Annotated in this window: 19 protein-coding genes; 10 read left to right on the top strand and 9 right to left on the bottom strand. The window is 70.5% G+C overall.

Annotation, left to right across the window (positions count from 1 at the left end):
• Positions 1–71: 71 nt before the first annotated feature.
• Complete coding sequence (locus OEIGOIKO_RS15930) at positions 72–653, top strand: 2'-5' RNA ligase family protein (protein ID WP_125054620.1); 582 nt, start codon at positions 72–74, stop codon at positions 651–653.
• Between the two features lie 19 nt (positions 654–672).
• On the opposite strand, the gene OEIGOIKO_RS15925 is transcribed toward OEIGOIKO_RS15930, so the two are convergent.
• On the bottom strand, positions 673–1,428 hold the full coding sequence (locus OEIGOIKO_RS15925; RefSeq protein WP_125054619.1) for a decaprenylphospho-beta-D-erythro-pentofuranosid-2-ulose 2-reductase: 756 nt from the start codon (positions 1,426–1,428) through the stop codon (positions 673–675).
• Positions 1,429–1,465: 37 nt separating this feature from the next.
• On the bottom strand, positions 1,466–2,875 hold the full coding sequence (locus OEIGOIKO_RS15920; RefSeq protein ID WP_125054618.1) for an FAD-binding oxidoreductase: 1,410 nt from the start codon (positions 2,873–2,875) through the stop codon (positions 1,466–1,468).
• 240 nt (positions 2,876–3,115) lie between these two features.
• Here OEIGOIKO_RS15920 and OEIGOIKO_RS15915 point away from each other — a divergent pair, with 240 nt between their 5' ends.
• From OEIGOIKO_RS15915 to OEIGOIKO_RS15905, 3 genes are all read left to right on the top strand, one after another.
• Positions 3,116–3,589 (top strand): phosphatase PAP2 family protein, encoded by a 474-nt coding sequence (locus OEIGOIKO_RS15915; protein ID WP_246178019.1) that lies wholly within the window; start codon positions 3,116–3,118, stop codon positions 3,587–3,589.
• A complete protein-coding gene (locus OEIGOIKO_RS15910) occupies positions 3,586–4,572 on the top strand; it encodes a decaprenyl-phosphate phosphoribosyltransferase (RefSeq protein WP_174857166.1) in 987 nt (328 codons plus the stop codon). Before OEIGOIKO_RS15915 ends, OEIGOIKO_RS15910 begins: the two co-directional genes overlap by 4 nt.
• Before the next feature lie 181 nt (positions 4,573–4,753).
• The gene (locus OEIGOIKO_RS15905; RefSeq protein WP_125054616.1) at positions 4,754–5,665 is read left to right on the top strand and encodes a YihY/virulence factor BrkB family protein; all 912 of its coding nucleotides are present in this window, start codon (positions 4,754–4,756) and stop codon (positions 5,663–5,665) included.
• A 62-nt stretch (positions 5,666–5,727) separates the two neighbouring features.
• On the opposite strand, the gene OEIGOIKO_RS15900 is transcribed toward OEIGOIKO_RS15905, so the two are convergent.
• Positions 5,728–7,131: a D-alanyl-D-alanine carboxypeptidase family protein gene (locus OEIGOIKO_RS15900; protein ID WP_246177360.1), complete on the bottom strand. Its 1,404-nt coding sequence runs from the start codon at positions 7,129–7,131 to the stop codon at positions 5,728–5,730.
• Between OEIGOIKO_RS15900 and OEIGOIKO_RS15895 the strand changes: the two genes are divergently transcribed.
• A complete protein-coding gene (locus tag OEIGOIKO_RS15895; RefSeq protein WP_125054614.1) occupies positions 7,130–7,408 on the top strand; it encodes an SCO4848 family membrane protein in 279 nt (92 codons plus the stop codon). The genes OEIGOIKO_RS15900 and OEIGOIKO_RS15895 overlap by 2 nt on opposite strands.
• Before the next feature lie 116 nt (positions 7,409–7,524).
• Here OEIGOIKO_RS15895 and OEIGOIKO_RS15890 read toward each other — a convergent pair whose 3' ends face one another.
• The 4 genes from OEIGOIKO_RS15890 to OEIGOIKO_RS15875 all read right to left on the bottom strand — a co-directional run bounded on the left by OEIGOIKO_RS15890 (position 7,525) and on the right by OEIGOIKO_RS15875 (position 11,063).
• On the bottom strand, positions 7,525–8,688 hold the full coding sequence (locus OEIGOIKO_RS15890) for a hypothetical protein (protein WP_125054613.1): 1,164 nt from the start codon (positions 8,686–8,688) through the stop codon (positions 7,525–7,527).
• 5 nt (positions 8,689–8,693) lie between these two features.
• A complete protein-coding gene (locus OEIGOIKO_RS15885; protein ID WP_125054612.1) occupies positions 8,694–9,905 on the bottom strand; it encodes a putative T7SS-secreted protein in 1,212 nt (403 codons plus the stop codon).
• A 13-nt stretch (positions 9,906–9,918) separates the two neighbouring features.
• Positions 9,919–10,176, bottom strand: coding sequence for a WXG100 family type VII secretion target (locus OEIGOIKO_RS15880; RefSeq protein WP_125054611.1), 258 nt, complete (start codon positions 10,174–10,176; stop codon positions 9,919–9,921).
• Between the two features lie 209 nt (positions 10,177–10,385).
• Positions 10,386–11,063: a hypothetical protein gene (locus OEIGOIKO_RS15875; RefSeq protein ID WP_125054610.1), complete on the bottom strand. Its 678-nt coding sequence runs from the start codon at positions 11,061–11,063 to the stop codon at positions 10,386–10,388.
• A 424-nt stretch (positions 11,064–11,487) separates the two neighbouring features.
• Between OEIGOIKO_RS15875 and OEIGOIKO_RS15870 the strand changes: the two genes are divergently transcribed.
• From OEIGOIKO_RS15870 to OEIGOIKO_RS15855, 5 genes are all read left to right on the top strand, one after another.
• Positions 11,488–11,799: a hypothetical protein gene (locus tag OEIGOIKO_RS15870; RefSeq protein WP_125054609.1), complete on the top strand. Its 312-nt coding sequence runs from the start codon at positions 11,488–11,490 to the stop codon at positions 11,797–11,799.
• A 49-nt stretch (positions 11,800–11,848) separates the two neighbouring features.
• Positions 11,849–13,312 carry a WXG100 family type VII secretion target gene (locus OEIGOIKO_RS15865; RefSeq protein WP_125054608.1) on the top strand — a complete coding sequence of 488 codons (1,464 nt, stop codon included), beginning with the start codon at positions 11,849–11,851 and terminating at the stop codon, positions 13,310–13,312.
• Between the two features lie 167 nt (positions 13,313–13,479).
• The gene (locus tag OEIGOIKO_RS15860; protein ID WP_246177359.1) at positions 13,480–14,556 is read left to right on the top strand and encodes a S8 family serine peptidase; all 1,077 of its coding nucleotides are present in this window, start codon (positions 13,480–13,482) and stop codon (positions 14,554–14,556) included.
• A complete protein-coding gene (locus OEIGOIKO_RS42775; RefSeq protein ID WP_246177358.1) occupies positions 14,496–14,666 on the top strand; it encodes a hypothetical protein in 171 nt (56 codons plus the stop codon). Before OEIGOIKO_RS15860 ends, OEIGOIKO_RS42775 begins: the two co-directional genes overlap by 61 nt.
• Positions 14,667–14,733: 67 nt before the next feature.
• Positions 14,734–15,237: an FBP domain-containing protein gene (locus tag OEIGOIKO_RS15855; RefSeq protein WP_125054607.1), complete on the top strand. Its 504-nt coding sequence runs from the start codon at positions 14,734–14,736 to the stop codon at positions 15,235–15,237.
• 25 nt (positions 15,238–15,262) lie between these two features.
• Here OEIGOIKO_RS15855 and OEIGOIKO_RS15850 read toward each other — a convergent pair whose 3' ends face one another.
• Both OEIGOIKO_RS15850 and OEIGOIKO_RS15845 read right to left on the bottom strand, forming a co-directional pair.
• On the bottom strand, positions 15,263–16,240 hold the full coding sequence (locus tag OEIGOIKO_RS15850) for a TetR/AcrR family transcriptional regulator (protein ID WP_246177357.1): 978 nt from the start codon (positions 16,238–16,240) through the stop codon (positions 15,263–15,265).
• 68 nt (positions 16,241–16,308) lie between these two features.
• Positions 16,309–17,139 carry an alpha/beta fold hydrolase gene (locus tag OEIGOIKO_RS15845; protein ID WP_125054606.1) on the bottom strand — a complete coding sequence of 277 codons (831 nt, stop codon included), beginning with the start codon at positions 17,137–17,139 and terminating at the stop codon, positions 16,309–16,311.
• Positions 17,140–17,219: the final 80 nt, after the last annotated feature.

Genomic DNA, 17,219 nt, shown 5'->3' with positions numbered 1-17,219 from the left:
GTCGCCGCGGGGACGGCCCACCCGGCACACTGGCATCCGGGGCCGACGACAGCTTCAGGAGGGAGAACGCAGTGGGGACCGTTACGCTCGGCGTTTCGATCGCGGTCCCGGAGCCGTACGGCAGCTTCCTCCAGGAGCAGCGCGCAAGCTTCGGGGACCCGCACGCACACGGCATCCCCACCCACATCACCCTCCTGCCGCCCACCGAGGCCCGCACGGAGGACCTGCCCGCCGTCGAGGAGCACCTCGCCGAGGTCGCCGCGGGCTTCGGCCCCTTCCGGCTCCGGCTGGAGGGCACGGACAGCTTCCGGCCGCTGTCGCCGGTGGTGTTCGTCAAGCTGGCCGAGGGCGAGGCGGAGTGCACCGCGCTCCAGGAACGGGTACGCGCCGCGTCCGGCCCCTGCGCCCGCGAACTGCAGTTCCCCTATCACCCGCACGTGACTGTCGCGCACGGCATCTCCGAAGAGGCCATGGACCGGGCGTTCGTGGCGCTGAAGGACTTCGAGGCGGCCTGGACGATCGGCGGCTTCGCCCTGTACGAGCAGGGGGCGGACGGGGTGTGGCGACTGGAGCGGGAGTACCCGTTCGGGGCGCCCGCCTCCGGGGTGCCGCGGCAGGCGGATCTTTCGCGGCCGCCTACGCCTACGCGGTAGGCCGGGGCGCGATCCGGCCTTACACCGGCAGCCGCCGGAACAGTGCCCGTGGCATATGCCGCAGTACGGTCGCCACCGGCCGCAGCGCCCCCGGCACCCACACCACCTCGCTCCGCCGCCGCAGCCCCGCCTCGATCGCCACCGCGACCGCCGCCGACGTCGTGGCCAGGGGAGCGGGCTTCAGGCCGGCCGTCATCCGGGTCCGTACGAAACCGGGCCGTACCACCATCACGTGCACCCCCGTCCCGTACAGCGCGTCCCCCAGCCCCTGCGCGAACGCGTCCAGCCCGGCCTTGCTGGAGCCGTAGACGAAGTTCGAGCGCCGCGCCCGCTCGCCCGCCACCGAGGACAGCACGACCAGCGAACCGTGCCCCTGCACGCGCAGCGACCGGGCACACACCAGGCCCGCCGAGACGGCGCCGGTGTAGTTCGTCTGCGCGACCTGGACCGCCGCGGCCGGCTCGGCCTCCGCGCGCTCCTGATCGCCCAGCACCCCGAAGGCCAGCAGCACCACGTCGATGTCGCCCTCGGCGAAGACCTTGCCCAGAACCTCCTCGTGGCCGCCGGTGTCCAGCGCGTCGAACGCGACCGTACGGACCTCGGCGCCCAGCGAGCGCAGCCGCCCGGCCGCCTCCTCCAGCGCGGGGGTCGGGCGGCCCGCCAGCCAGACCGTACGGGCGCGGCGGGCGACCAGGCGGCGGGCCGCGGCGAGGGCGATCTCGGAGGTGCCGCCGAGGACCAGGAGGGACTGGGGGGAGCCGAAGGCGTCCTTCATGGGGAGTCCTTGGGGGTGGGGGAGAGGGCGGGATGCTTCACAGGGCCAGGCGCCGCGAGAGGTCCGAGGTGAAGACGCCGCGCGGGTCGGTGTGCGCGCGGAGCGCGCGGAACGCGTCGGCCCGGGGATACATGACGTCGACCAGCTCGGGCCGCAGCCGGGCGTCCTTGGCCAGGTAGACCCGGCCGCCCGCCGCCGCCACCGCCTCGTCCAGCCCGTCGAGGAAGGGGCCGAGACCGGGCAGCCCGGCCGGGATGTCCAGGGCCAGCGTCCAGCCCTCGGACGGGAAGGACAGCCACCCGGGACCGCCCGCGCCGAAGCGTTTGAGCACCGCCAGGAACGACGGACACCCCCGCGCCGCGATCCGCTCCACGATGCGCCGCAGCGTCCCTTCCGCCCCGAGCCCGACCACGAACTGGTACTGCACGAAGCCGCCGCGCCCGTACACGCGGTTCCAGTGCGGCACCCCGTCCAGCGGATGGCAGAACGCGGAGAGCTTCCGCAGCTCACCGGTCCGGCGCCGGGGCGCCTTCGCGTACCAGAACGCGTTGAACAGGCCGACGGACCGCCGCCCCAGCAGCCCGGCCGGCAGGCCGCGCGGCGCGGGCGGCAGCCGCCCGGGGCGGAAGGCGAGCGGCGCGCGGCGGGCCCGCGCCGGCAGGGCGTCCAGCGGGGCGTGATCGCCGCGGGTCAGCACCGCGCGGCCGGTCGCCGCGCCGCGCGCGAGGAGGTCGATCCAGGCGACGGAGTAGCGGTAGCGGTGGTCGGTGGCGGACAGCCGCGCCAGCAGGTCGTCCAGGTCCGCCGCGCGTTCGGTGTCCACCGTCATCAGCGACGTCCGTACGGGCAGCAGGGCGATCGTCGCGGCGAGGATCACCCCGGTCAGGCCCATGCCGCCGGCGGTCGCGTCGAAGAGGGCGGTGCCCGGCCGTACGGTGCGTACCGCGCCGTCCGCGGTGAGGAGTTCGAAGGACCGTACGTGGTGGGTGAAGGAGCCCGCGACGTGGTGGTTCTTGCCGTGGATGTCCGCGCCGATGGCGCCGCCGACCGTCACGTACCGGGTGCCGGGCGTCACCGGCACGAACCAGCCCCGCGGCAGCAGCACCTCCATCAGCCGGTGCAGGCTCACCCCCGCGTCGCACACCACCGTGCCCGCCTCGGTGTCGACGGACCGGATCCGGTCCAGCCCGGTCATGTCCCAGACGGCGCCGCCCGCGTTCTGCGCCGCGTCCCCGTACGCGCGCCCGAGCCCCCGGGCGATGCCGCCGCGCGCCCCGCACGCCCGCACCGCAGCCGCGGCCTCGTCGTACGAGCACGGGCGGACCAGCCGTGCGGTGGTGGGGGCGGTACGGCCCCAGCCGGTGACGGAGGCGAGGGCGGCAGGGGCGGTGGCGGAGGTGGCGGCGGTGGTGGTGCGGGAGCCGGCCGGGCCGGCGGGCGACGACATGCCAGCGACCGTAATGCGGCACCCGCCCCGATTCCGTCATCCGCCCCGGCCGCACGAAAAGAGTGATTAACGAGGTGGATGGGCTAATCGCGACGGCACGGCGCGCGGCCTGCCGGAAGAGTCGGACGCGGAGCCCCCAAGGGCTTGAGGGACAGGCGCCGGGCGGACCGCACGAAGCGGGCGGTCCGCCCGGGAGCCGGCACGAACCGGATCGAGGTGACCCCGCTGTCCCCCGAAGAGATGGATCACCGCCTGCTCGTGGCGCTGCGCACCCGGGGAACCGACCCCCGGGTGGCCGCCGTGGCCCGCGCCCTCTCGCGCGGCGGCGAGCACGGAGCGCTCTGGCTCGCCGCCGGGCTGGCGGGCGCCGCGGCCGACCGGTCCCGGCGCCCCGCCTGGCTCCGCGGCACGGTCCTGAGCTGCGGCACGGTCCTGAGCTGCGGCACGGTCCTGAGCTGCGGCACGGTCCTGAGCTGCGGCGCCCACCTGCTGAGCGTCGCCCTCAAGCGCGTCGTACGCCGCCCGCGCCCCCTGCTGCCCGGCCACGCCTGCCTCGTACGGTCCGCGAGCCCGCACTCCTTCGCCGACGCGCACGCCGCCTCCGCCACCGCCACCGCCACCGCCGTGGCCCTGGGCGCGCTGCGGTCGATGGGCGTACTGCGGTCGATGGGCGTACTGCGGCCGACGGGCGCGACCCTGCGGGGGCGATCGTGACCGAACGTTCCGCCGCCCTCCTGGAAGAACCGCCGCCCGGCCCGGGAGTGGCCACCGCCGCGCAACCCAGACCCCGCCCCCGCCCCCGCGCGCTCGCCCTCCCCCTGGGCCTGCTACGCACCGCCCGCCCGCGCCAATGGGTCAAGAACGTCCTGGTGGCCGCCGCCCCGGCGGCTGCCGGTGACCTCTTCCTCCACCGGACCCTCCTGCAACTCCCGCTCCTCTTCCTCCTCTTCACCACCGCCGCGTCAGCCGTCTACCTCGTCAACGACGCACGCGACGCCACGGCCGACCGCGCCCACCCCGACAAGTGCCGCCGCCCGGTCGCCGCGGGCGAGGTGCCCGTACCCGTCGCCTACGCGGCCGGCGCCCTGCTCGCCGTCCTCACCCCCGTAGCCGCCGCCGTCCTGTGCAACCCCGCCACCGCCGCCCTGCTCGCGGCCTACCTCCTCATGCAGCTCGCCTACTGCGTCAGCCTCAAGAACGTCCTGGTCATCGACCTGGCCGTGGTCACCACCGGCTTCCTGCTGCGCGCCATGACCGGCGGCCCCGCGCTCGGCATCCCGCTGTCCCGCTGGTTCCTGATCACCGCGGGCTTCGGCGCGCTGTTCATGGTCGCCGCCAAGCGCTACTCCGAAGCGGTCCGGGCGGCGCGGGAGGAGCGGGCGGACAGGGGCGCGACCCGGCCCCTGCTGCGCGAGTACAGCGACGGCTACCTGCGCTTCGTGTGGCAGCTCGCGGCGGGCGGCGCCGTCCTCGCGTACTGCCTGTGGGCGCTGGAGAGCGGCGGCACGGCCGCGGGCGCCCTGCCGTGGCGCCAGCTCTCCATGGTCCCGTTCGTCCTCGCCGTCCTGCGCTACGCGGTCTTCGCCGACCGGGGCACCGCGGGCACCCCGGAGGACGTCGTCCTGCGGGACCGCCCGCTGGCCGTCATCGGGCTGGTCTGGACCGGCCTGTACGCGATGGCCGTCGCGGACGTGTGAACGGCTGAGCGGCGCACCGCTGCGTCAGGCGCGCTTGCGTACGCGCGTACGGGCGGGCGTGTCGGCACGGCACCGGCGGCATGCCTGCGTTTCCTGGGTACGCGGACGCTAGTCTTCCGCCACGCGGGCGACATACCTGTACAGATGGTGTCGAAGGCTGACGAAGGGTAGGCGGGGCCCCATGGAATGGTTGAGCAAGCTCCCGGTCATCGGCCCGGCGGTCTCCTGGCTGATGACCACACACCTGTGGCGGGCGTACGAACGCATGCAACGCGTCCACTGGACCCGGCTGGCCGCCGCGATCACCTTCACCAGCTTCGTGGCGCTCTTCCCGCTGCTGACGGTGGCCGCCGCGATCGGCGCCGCACTCCTCAGCGAGCAGCAGCTGCACGACCTCCAGTCGAAGATCTCCGAACAGATCCCCGGCATCTCCGGCCAGCTCGACCTCGGCGCACTCGTCGACAACGCCGGCACCGTCGGCGTCATCGCCGGTGTCGCCCTGCTCTTCACCGGTGCCGGCTGGGTCGAGTCGCTGCGCGACTGCCTGCGGGCCGTCTGGGAGAAGGACGACGAGGACACCAACTTCATCGTCGCCAAGCTCAAGGACATCGCCCTGCTCCTCGGCCTCGGCGGCACCGCCCTGGCCTCCCTGGCCTGCTCCGGCTTCGCCAGCGCCGCGGTCGGCAAGGCGGCGAAGGCCCTGGGCCTCGCGGAAGGCGGCATCGGCAGCGTCCTGCTGTCCGCCGTCGGCTTCTGCATCGCCGTACTCGCCGACTTCCTGCTGCTGGCCTACGTCCTGACCAGGCTCCCCGGCGTCCACCCGCCCCGCCGCGCCGTCGTCGTCGCCGGCTTCATCGGCGCCGTCGGCTTCGAACTCCTCAAACTGCTCCTCAGCGGCTACCTCCAGGGCGTCGCCGCCAAGAGCATGTACGGCGCCTTCGGCACACCGATCGCCCTGCTCCTGTGGATCAACTTCACGGCCAAACTGGTGGTCTTCTGCGCCTCCTGGACCGCGACCGAACGCTGCGACCCGGAGTCGTCGCACAAGTCGCTGGACTGCGAGGAGAGGCCCGTCGAGCCGGAACGGGCGTAGGACGGGGCCGGGTGCAGCGCGCCCTCGCGCTCCGCCCGGCCCCGCCCCCTGCCATTCCCGTCCTAGTGCTTGCCCCCGCGCCGCCGCATCAGCTCCGGAAGGGGCCAGCGGCGGTGCACCAGGAGCGCCAGGCCGCCCAGCACCACCAGCGCTCCGCCGGTGATCGCCAGCGCGGTCCACGCGCCGCCGGAGCCGCCGGAGGCGTCCTCCAGCCCGGCCCGCGTCCGGTCGCCGTCCAGCTTGGCGCCGCCCGTCCGCGCGTCGCCCTCCTCGCTCCGGGGGCCGACCAGCCGGCCGACCGGCTCGACCTTGTCCGCGGCCGCGAACCCCCAGTCGAAGAGCTTGGCCGTCTCCTTGTACGCCTCGTTGTGTTCCTTCTTCTCCGGGTTCATGACGGTGACCAGCAGCTTGCGCTCGCCACGCTGGGCGACTCCGGTGAAGGTGGAGCCGGCGTTGGTGGTGTAGCCGTTCTTCACCCCCGCGATGCCCGGGTACGGCTTGACGTCGTAGTCCCCGCTGAGCAGCCGGTTGGTGTTCTGGATGCCGAACGTCCCGCGCTTGCCGTCCTTGACCTCGCCCGGGAACTGCGTGCTCACCGTGGAGCAGTACTCCCGGAAGTCCGCGTTCTGCAGCCCCGCGCGGGCGAACAGACTCAGGTCGTACGCGCTCGACACCTGGCCCGGGGCGTCGTAGCCGTCCGGCGTCACCACATGCGTGTCCGTCGCGTTCAGCGCCTCGGCCTGCTTCTGCATCTCCTGCACGGTCTTGGCCGTACCACCGTTCATCGCGGACAGCGTGTGCACGGCGTCGTTCCCGGACCGCAGAAAAACCCCCAGCCAGAGGTCATGAACCGTATAGCTCAAATTCTCCTTTATCCCCACCAGGCTGCTGCCGTCACCCATGCCCGCCAGGTCGGCCGGCTTGACCGTGTATTTCTGGTCCTTGGGGAATTTCGGCAGCACCGTGTCGGCGAACAGCATTTTCAGCGTGCTGGCCGGCGGCAGCTGCCAGTGCGCGTTGTGCGAGGCCAGCACCTTGCCGCTCTCGGCGTCCGAGACGATCCAGGAACGCGCCGTGAGGTCGTCCGGCAGCTTCGGCGCCCCCGGCTTGAGCTGCACCTGCGTACCGGCCTGTCCCAGCCGGCCCCCGCCGACCTTCGACATCCCGGCGGGCGGCGCCGGCGCCTTCGGCGCGTGCTGCCCGCCCTTGCCGTCCTTCGGCTTCTCGTCGGCGTGCGCGGGCGCGGCGAGCAGCAGCGGCGGCAGCAGGACGGCGGTGCCGGCCAGGGCGGCTCCCGTACGGGTGAGTATCCGGCGCCGTACGGGCGCGGCGGTGATCGGATGAACGGCAGAGGAGGTCGGCACGTCGGTGAACGTACCCGTCGGCGCGGGCGCCCCGGACACCACCCCACGGAAGAGTGCCCCCGCCGACCGCCGGATGGAGCCGCTGCCCATACTGGATTCCATGAAGCTCTCGCGCCCCGTCTCCTGGTTCCTGCTCGCGTTCGGGGTATGGAGCTGGTTCATCTGGATCACTTTCGCCAAAAACCTCTGGAAGGACGGGAGCGGCCTCGCCTTCGACGGCGCGGGTGACCCGACCGCCTACTTCTGGGTCCACCTCGCGCTCGCGGTGACGTCCTTTCTCTTGGGGACGGCAATCGGAGTGATCGGGTTCCGCGGCGCCCGCGCCGCGCGCAGGTCCGCCACCGAGACTTCCGCCGAGACCTCCACCACAGCCCCCTGACTCCGACCCCCGCACACCCCGGCGCCCCGTCGTCAGTGCGCCATCTCACACATGCTCGGACGGGACCGCCGGTATGCGCGGACCGCCCCGGGATCAGCCGAACGTCGCCCCTCACCTCAGCCGAACGTCGAACCCTCCGGCGCCGGCGCACTACGGACACACGGCGAGACGAGCCGCACCTCCAGCCGCCGCTCGGCGACGTACTCCGTCACGGAGACCGAGTAGCCCGCGATCTCCGAGGGAGCGCCGACACCGGCCGCGGCCCGGAGGGGCCGCACTGTCTTTCCGGCCGACGCCTCCACCGACCAGCCACCGCCGCTGAGATAGGCACTCAGCCGCTGAACAGCCGCGGGCAGCGAATCGGGATCGATGTCCTCTATACGCCAGTCATGCTGCGCAGAGCATGAAGAACGCAGTCCCTTTGCCGTGCAGTCGTCACAGGTGATGGTGAAGGGCTGGGCGTTCTGCTCCATGCGCCCGCGCAGGGCGAGAGCGTCGAGAAGTCTGCTGGAGTGCCAGTACAGCTTCTTCGTGAGTTCCAGAGTGGGAGGCTGCGGAGCGGCCTTCTCCGGTACGACAACGGGCGATACGGCAGCGGGCTGTACGGCACCGTCGTGGGCCGGAACGGGGGCGGACCCGCCGCCCGGAGCGCCGGTCACCTCGATCGTGTTCACGATGTTGAAGAACAACTCGGAATACAGGTTCCAGTCGTCCATGCAGGGTGTACTCAGCTCGAACAGGCAGACCTGCCGCTGCCCGGGTATCGGGAAGAAGACCGCGATTTTCCCGATCGTCAGGGACTCCGGCCGCCCGGAATCCGTCATGTCCGCCGGCAGGTCCACCGCCTCCGGAGTGATCCGCACGGCTGCTTCCCCGGCCGCCAGCTTGACTATCTCCACCTCGCTCTTCGGAGACTCCTCCGCGAGCTGGACCGCCAGCTCCTTGCAGTTCACCGTCCGAACCTGCGGCCCACCGTCGATCAAGGAGGCGGTGACCGATGCGGTGCTCCGCTGCCCCTCGATGTCCAGGATGCAGAAGCCCGCATAACTCACCCCGGCCACCAGCATGTCCTCCACCGCCTGGAGTTGCATGGCGACATAGGCGAACCACAGTTCGTGGCTGCCCTCGGGATAGACCTCGATCGCGAGGAAGCGCAGCTCTTCCACGAGGATGTCGACATCGTCGATCAGCGGAATCTCGTGAAAGGCAGGCGGCACACGGAAGGTGACCGGAAACTCCGGCTCCGTCGTGTCGGTCGCCTCGGGCGCATACGTACTCACCGGTGTCAGGCTCCCGCCGCGCTCAGAAATGCCTTGCCCAGTGGCTTGTCCTCGGGCCAGTTGGACTCGATGCGGTGACCGACACCGATGCCCTTCACGCCCATCTGGGTGCCGCGGGCTCCCCAGTGGGCTACGTCGAGGGGGGCGGCGCCTGACTTCTGGAAAAGGCTCGCTGCCTTCTTGATTCCGCTGTGCATGATGCCGTCGGCCATCCCTCGTGCCATGCTCTCCGAAGCGGCCACGCGGGTGAGCTTCCCGCCCTTCATCACGCCCTTTGCCACGCCGCCCAACTTTCCGGCAGCCCTGAGACCCTTCACGGCACCGAACCCCGGCACCACGCCCAGACCGGCACCGACCCAGTCCATGACCCCGACCTTGCCTCCTCGGGAGGCTTTGATGCCGTATCCGGCCAGGGCGAGGGCGCTCGTTCCGATGGCCAGGCCGCCCAGGATGGCGCCGACCGGCGGGATGGCCATCGTGGCGAGAGAAAGGATCGACAGCACCGCGCTGATGTTGGACAACAGGTCGGCGTGTTCGGCCAGCCAGTCCTTGAAGCCCCGCCACGCCTTTTTCATGCCGTCGAGCGCGCGGTCCCACCAGTGCAGGTCCGGCGGATGGTTCTCCGACGCCTTGAGGATCGCCCGCTCGGCCTCTCCCGCGCGGTCGTCCCACTGGGAACGCAGGTCCTCCGCCTTCTTCATGATGTCTTCGAGCGCGTGCGTGGCCTTTTCGTCCGCGGCTTTCGCGGTGTCCAGCTCGTTGTTGATGCGATCGACTTCGGACTGCTCCAGAGGCACGCCGGCCAGCCCGTTGTACTTGTCGATGAGAGCGTTGTAGCTGTTCCGCTTCTGTTCGGCGTGCTTACGCGCTTCGAGAGCCTCGGCCTCGAAGCTCTTGGCGCGCTGCTGCATCGGGCCGAGCTGGGAGTGCCACGTGCGCAGGGCCTTCGCGCAGTCGTGCATGGACTCCGTGCCCTGCTGGAGGTATTTCGGCAGTTCCCCGAGCTTCGTCCGGAACTTCTCGGCGGCCTCGCCCTCCCACACACCGTCCGTCTTGCCGACACTCTTGAGCAGCTGGTGCAGCTCTTCGAGTTCGTCGCCGACCGTCTTCACGTCCGTGGCGAGGGACTGGATGGTGTGGAGGTCACCCTTGGCCGGGTTGAAGGTCAGGCCCGGCCAGTCCGAGTCGTCGGCGATGAATTTACTTTTCCACTCCACGGTGGTCCCCCCGTTACTTCTTGCCGAAGCCCTTGGCGTTGTCGTCGTCGGTGGCCGTGTAGGCCTCCAGCGTCAACGACAGTTGTTCGTGAATCTTCTTCGCCGCGTCGGCGATGCGCGTGATGCCGTCGTCCCATTCGGACTGGAACTCGTCGCAGGCGCCGTCGAGTCCGCCGGTCCCCAGTCCTTTGGGGCCAACTTTCTTGAGCTTCTTGCTCGCGCCACGCATACGGTCGTCGCATTCATCCAGCTTGCGCAGCATGTCCTTCATCCGGGTCACATCGATCCGGAAGTCCGAGTTCCCCAACTCGCTGCACCCCGTTCATGGTCGGCTGGTCAGTCCTGCTGGGCATGTCAAGGCCCGTGAAGGGCAGAGAAGAACATAACTAGCGGCGCTGCTGGAGCAATGCCCGAAACTTCGGCATATGTCGATGCTCGTCGACGGAAGAGTGGCAGCGGATTTTGCCATTTTTTGAGAAGTTAACTGTCCTTCGTCACGGAGGCGAAGTACAGGACCGCTTGCGCGTGGGTCAGCGACGCGTCCAGTCGCTCCCCCTCCCAGGCGAATGTGCTGTAGTCCGAAGGGAACCTCATCAGGACGCCGCCCAGCCCTCTCGGCCGGGGCCGCCAGACGATGCGCTTGGGCTTGTCCCACATCCAGGTGGAGGGGCCGCCGCCGTCGTGAAGGAGCCCCATCACGACAAACAAGGGCCACAGTGGCAATACGGCCCAGTACGTGAACCATCCGCGCAAGGTGCCCTTGTAGCCGGCGGCGGCCTGAGTCCCTGTCGGAGTATGCATCTGCCACGCCTGGCGAATCCCGCTCGGCGAGCGCCCGTGGACAATGCGACCCGCGTAGTCACCGGCGGGGCCGTGGACGGTGTATTCCCGGTCCTTTCGTTGCCCGGTGCCACCGGCCGGCAGGCTGATCGTGCAGATCGTCCGGGGCGGCCCTGAGGAGGCCCCGGAAGGGGAGGTGAGGAGGAACAGCGGTCCCCTAGGCGACTCTTCCTCGGAGCGGTGAACCTGCGCCAGCACATCTCTGTCGGTGAAGTCGAACTTTCCGGAGAACAGAGTGCCCCAAGCTTGGTATCCGGGCGGCGCGGCGAATTGCCGCGCATCCTGCGCCCGCGAAATATTGAAGACGGTCCTGGACACGGTGCCACCTCGTCATGGTCGCTCAGTCGAAAGGGCTGCGGACGGCATTGTGCCCGGTCTCGGGGGGAGGCGGACGCGGAGGACGGTCCGCCCTGAATGTGGCCTGATGTGGTGGTTGGCCGGACCAGGGGGCCTGAAGCGGCTGGCGCTCACGGGGTGTCGGGAGAGTGAGGAAGGGGCATGAAATGCAGGTGGGTTGGAGTGTGCCGCAGGGTGGGCGGGGCATTGCAGCGACGCACCTGCAAAGTGCGGTGACGTTTGGTGTGAAATCGGGCAAATCATGACTTCTGATCTTGCGGTTCACCCTCTTGATCCCCTATTTTTTACACTCTTTGCGTTGCCTGCGCGCGCGGACCGAACCGCCTCACGGCGCCGGTCGCGTCGTCCGCGCGGCGGCGGTGCGGAGTAACGGGGAAGGACTTCGATGGGCGAGCAGTACAGGGTCGATCTGCACGAGCTGGACAGCGTCGTGCGCAAGCTGAAGAGCTTGCAGGGCGATATGGACGAGCCGAGCCAGAAGGTCAAATACAGTACGAGCATTCCGAAGTCGGCTTTCGGGGCCAACTTCGACGAGGCCGCGAAGGTCGCTGCGGCGCACGACAAGATGCAGGACTACATGTCGCAGGTCGTCGACGCTCTCCAGGACCTCATCAAGGACTTCGGCGAAAAGGCCGAGCGCAGCCGTGGGGCGTACGAGGACCGGGAGCAGGACGCCCGTTCGTCGATGAACGGCTGAGGTCCCGGACGCACGACAACGAACAGAACGACGACCGAGGGGGAAGGTCATGGCCGGTGGCCCGATGGACACCGAGGGCAACAAGGCGTACGCCAAGTCGATCGACGAGAAGCACCGTAAAGAGAACCTCAAGCAGTTCGACAACTACAAGCCCATTCCGGTCTCGGACTCGGACTTCCACCATCACGGGATCGACGCGCTCCGAGCGATGATCGAGAACGCCAACCCGGAAGCGCTTGAGACGGCCGGGGACCACTGGCGCGCGTCCGCCGACCGGCTGGGCGGCCAGGACGGCTCCGGCGGCATCCGGAAGGCGTTCATGGACGCCGTCGAGCACGCCTCGAACCACTGGCAGGGCAAGGCCGCCGACGCCTTCCGGCGTGAGGCGGGGGAGGTTCTCAAGAAGCTCGACAAAACGTACGGGCACGCCCGCAACGTCGAGTCCATGCTGATCGGCACCCGGTCCACGGGCCCGGAATCCGGTATCGCGCACAACCTGCGCGAGGCCAAGAAGACCATGGCCGGGATCAAGGATCCGGGCAAGGTCGAGAGCGCGTTCAACTCCTCGGGCGACGACTCCCAGTTCCACAAGGACATGGCGAACCAGAAGATGGACGCCAAGATGGCGCTGGAGGCCAACCGCGACAAGCTCTCCTTGAGCAAGGAGCGCCAGGTCGAGGCGGTCATCGTCATGGAGGAGCTGGCCTTCCACTACCGGCAGCAGATCGGGAAGGTCATGAACGTCGGGGAGCCGCCCCGCCCTGGACACGAATGGCCGACCCAGCCGGGCAGCTACCCGCCGGTGCCGTCCGTGAACATGCCCGTCGTCGGTGGCACCCGGCCCAAGCCCACCTCCGTGTCCCCGCACGGGTCCAAGAGCGGAAGCGGTTACAACGGCCTCGGCGGCGGCGTGAACATCCAGCCGTCCAACGGGCCGGTACGCACCGACCTGGACAGCCTTCAGGGCGGCACCGTCACCCCGGTAGGCCCCGGGATCACCGGAGGCGGAGTCAATCCGCCTGCCGGCGGATCGGGCGGTGGCTCGGGCGGAGGCGGCTCGACGGGCGGCTTCATCGCGCCTCTGCCGTACGGCAAGACGGGTGGCACCGGTGGTGGGGGCTCGCGTGCGGTCCCCGGCGGCCGTGGCGGCGTCCTGGGCGGCAGCCGGTCCGGTGGCGCGGGCGCCGGACGGACCGGCATTCCCGGCGGCGTCGGCGGCGGCGCCGGTGCCGTGGGCAGCGGCGCGGGACGCGGTGCGGCGGGCCGTGGTGGTGTCCAGGCCCGTAAGCCCGGGGGAGTCGTCGGTGCTCCGGGCTCCCCGGGCGCCGGAGCCAAGCAGGGCGGCGCCGGACTGCACCGCAGCGCCGGCGGAAGCCAGGCGATGGGCGGTGCTGCGGCGAACGGCCGGCCGAAGGACAAGGAGAAGACCAAGAAGGAGCGCCCCGACTACCTTGTCGAGGACGAGGAGACGTGGACGCCGCAGCGCAACGTGTCCCCTCGCGTGATCGAGTAGGGATGTACGTGCCGTCGGCTTCGGCTGTATGAAGTGGTACGAAGAAGTGCCCCGCGCGCGCAGTGCGGGGCACTTCTGCAAACCGGGACGCCTGCCTGAACGGATGTCCCGCCCAGTGGCCACCGCCCGGCCCTGTCCGCCCGAACGGAAGCAGTGAGGATCAGAGCATGAAGGTCACCCGAACTCTGCGCGCGGCCGCCGGAGCCGCGCTGGCCGGAGCGCTGCTCCTCACCGCGACAGGTACGGCTTCGGCAGACGAGGCACGGAGCGCGCTGTGGCCGTTCCAGGCGTTCGACGTACAAAGCATCTGGAAGCAGGCGACCGGCAAGGGCGTCACCGTCGCCGTCATCGACACCGGCTTCCGTGAGACTCATCAGGACCTGGCCGGTGCCTTCCTGCCCGGCAAGGACTTCCCCAACCCCTCCATCGACAAGGGCAGGACCGAGGCGCCCGGTTCGGACATCCGTGACCACGGCACCGGCATGTCGGCGCTCATCGCGGGGCGCGGTCACGGTCCGGGCGGCAGCCAGGGCGTCAAGGGGCTGGCGCCGGGCGCGAAGATCCTGCCACTGACGGCCGACAAGAACTTTCCCGACGCGATCCGCTACGCGGTGGAGCACGACGCCAAGGTGATCAACTTGTCGTTCGTCGGGGACGACAACACCCCCGACATGTGCGCGTCCATCCACTACGCGGTGGAGAAGGGCGTCGTCGTCCTCGCCGGTGTCGGCAACGACGGCCTGTCCGAGCCCCGGTACCCGGCTGCCTGTCCCGGCGCCATCGGCGTGGGTGCGGTGGACGAGTTCGGCAAGGCATGGGACGGCAGCAACTACAACAAGACGGTCGACGTCTTGGCGCCGGGTGTGAAGATTCCGTATCCGAACGGCCAGAGCGACACGGACTACTTCACCGGTGACGGCACCTCGGCAGCCACCGCCTACGCCTCCGCCACAGCAGCCCTGCTGCTGGAGAAGTACCCCGACCTCACCCCCGGCCAGATCGCCAACCGCATGGTCAAGACGGCGGGCCTGGCCAAGTCGGTGAAGGCGAAGAACCTCAAGCTGCCCGACGCTCACTACGGATACGGCTTCATCCAGCCTTGGGCGGCACTCACCCGCGACATCCCCGCCGGCCCCCCGAGGGCCCGCTGCCCATGCCGCAGGGCAAGGCGTCCAAGGACCCCGTGGTCGCCGGCGCGGCCAAGGGCAAGGACCCCAACCCGCCGATCGGCGGCAAGAAGATGATGATGTACGGCGGCATGGCCGTGGGCGGGCTGCTGGTGATCGGGCTCGTTGTGATGGTCATTGTCCTCGTGCGCCGCCGCAACAAGCCCGGCCCGCAGGCGTGGCACTGATGTCACCCGGGAGTCCCCGGAAAAATGAAGCGACGCCCCGCACGGCCGGCTGTTAGTTTCACCGGTCATGGACCCGTTGGGTGAAAAAGAGATACGTGCCTCCTTCGTCAATTGCTCGAAGGGGGAGGCGAGCCGCATGAATCTGCCGGTGGGGCTCTCCGAAATGCCGTGGGGAGATCTGGATTTCCTCGGGTGGCGGGACCCCGGGGCGCCGGATCGGAGTTATCTGGTGGCGCCTCGGGAAGGCGGGGTCGTCGGGGTGACGCTGCGGGTGCCGCAAGGAGTGCGGCGGAGTTTCACCAAGACGACCGTATGTTCGTTGTGTGTCACCGGGCATCCCGGGTCCGGGGTGAGTCTGCTCGCCGCGCGGAAGGCCGGGCCGCTGGGGCGGCAGGGGAATACCGTCGGGGCTTATGTCTGCGCGGACCTGGCGTGTTCGCTGTACGTCCGTGGAAAGAAGAAGTCCCAGTTGGCCGGGCGGCACGAGGAGACATTGCCGGTGGCGGACCGTATTGCTCGGCTGGTGATGAATCTCGATACGTTTGTGGAGAAGGTGTTCGAGGGGGAGTAGGGGCGAGGGCCGGGGCGGTGTGCGGTCAGTCGCGTTTCGGCGGCGAGGGCTTAGTGTCCTTGCGGGAGGCGGGGCGGGTCGCGGCGCCCGCTGCCGCCGGGAGGACGAACTCGCTCAGTACGTCCGTGACTTCGCGCACCAGCGGCCGCAGCACCCGGAAGCGGGACGCGGCGACCGCGCGGGCGACCAGGGGGGAGGTGCGCTCGACCAGGCGGCGGCTGCGCTCGCAGTTCTCCGAGCGGTCGTGCACCCAGTACAGGACCAGCCCCATCTGCTGGAGCCACAGCAACCTGGGCAGCGCCGCCGCCAGTTCCGGGTCGGCTTTGGTGTCCGCGCCGGCCAGCACCTGCCGCTGCAGCGCGATGGCGGCCTCGCGCGGGCCTTCGGAGGCGTCCGAGAAGGGGCTGAGCGGGCTGTCCGGGTCGGCGGCGTTCTTGAAGAACTGGGCGGCGAAGCGGTGGTACGGCGCGGCGATGTCGAGCCAGGTGAGCAGTACGCCGCGCAGCCGTCCCGCCAGGTCCCGCTCGGTCGCCAGGACGTCGGCCACGGCGGCCGCGTGCTCGGTGGCGATGCGGTCGTAGAAGCCCTGGATCAGGTGCTCCTTGGAGGCGAAGTAGTAGTACGCGTTGCCGACCGAGACGCCGGCCTCCTGGGCGATGGCCCGCATGGTGGTCTTGTCGTAACCGCGCTCCTGGAAGAGGCGGAGGGCGGTTTCGAGGATGAGGGTGCGGGTCCGGGAGCCGTGGGGGGTGCGTTCGCGGGCGGTGGAGTCTGCGGACTGGGCGGGTTCGGCGGGGTCGGCGGATCGGGCAGGGTCGGCGGACCGGGCAGGAGCGGCGGAACGGGCGGGCTTCGCCGGGCTGGCGGGGTCGGCGGAACGGGCGGGCTTCGCCGGGCTGGCGGGGTCGGCGGACCCGGCGGAACCCGCGCCCTGGTGGGCCGGGTCGCCGTCGTCCGCCACGTTCCGTGCCCCGGCCTTGTCCGCCCTCGTCGCTTCGTCCACGGCATCGACCTTAATGTGCCTCCGGACGGGTGCTGGATTCCGCCCTCCCCTGGCCGGGTCTCCAGTACCTACAGCCCGCGCTCCCCCAGAAACTTCACGATCATCCCTTCCCACTCCGCCGGCCGCTCCACCATCGGCACATGCCCGGTGGCGATCTCCGCGTACTCGGCGCCGGGTATGTGGTCGGCCAGGTAGCGGGAGTGGGAGGGGTGGATGAGCTGGTCCTGGGTGGTGGCGACGACCAGCGTCGGTACGGTGATGCCGGCCAGGTCGCCGGTGGTGTCGACCTCCTTGACCAGCGCGGCCTGCTCGGCCGAACCGGCGGGCGGGGCGTCGGGGCTGTCGTCGAGGACGGCGGCCAGTTCGGCGGGCGGCAGGGCGTTCAGGGCTTCGGGGGACAGGCCGCTGAGCGCGCGGGCCTGGGCGAAGCCCGCGTAGTCGCCGCGGTCCAGCAGGCGCAGCCACAGGTCGAGCCAGATGTTCGTCCGGTGGTCGGGCTTGGCGAGGCCAGCGGTCAGGACGAGGCCGCGTACGCGCTCCGGGTGGCGTGCGGCGGCCCGTACGGACACCGCCGTACCGAGGGAGAAGCCGATCAGGGTGAACGTTTCCACACCCGCCGCGACGGCCTCGGCCACCAGCGCGTCGGCGAGGGCGTCGAGCTCCAGAGGTCCTTCGGCGCGCGGGGTGCGGCCGGAGCCGGGGTAGTCGGGCGCGACGACGGTGTGGCCGGTGGCGGCGAGCGCGGGGACGAGTCCGGCGTAGTTGCCCTCGATGCTGCCGGTCGCGCCGTGCGCGAGCAGGATGCCGTGGGCGGCGGGGACGGTGCCCGGGTCGGCGGGGGTGACGGTGGTGGACAGGGCGGGGAGGCGCGATGCGGTGACCGCGGGAATCTTCGTCATGTGCACCAGGTTGACCCCTGACACCGGTGTGAAGGTCAAATCGCCGGGGCGGAAGATCAAGACAGCGGTGCGTGCGTAAG

The organism is Streptomyces paromomycinus (assembly GCF_003865155.1).
GTDB classification, from domain to species: Bacteria; Actinomycetota; Actinomycetes; order Streptomycetales; family Streptomycetaceae; genus Streptomyces; species Streptomyces chrestomyceticus.
This window is presented reverse-complemented; position numbering and strand designations above follow the sequence as displayed.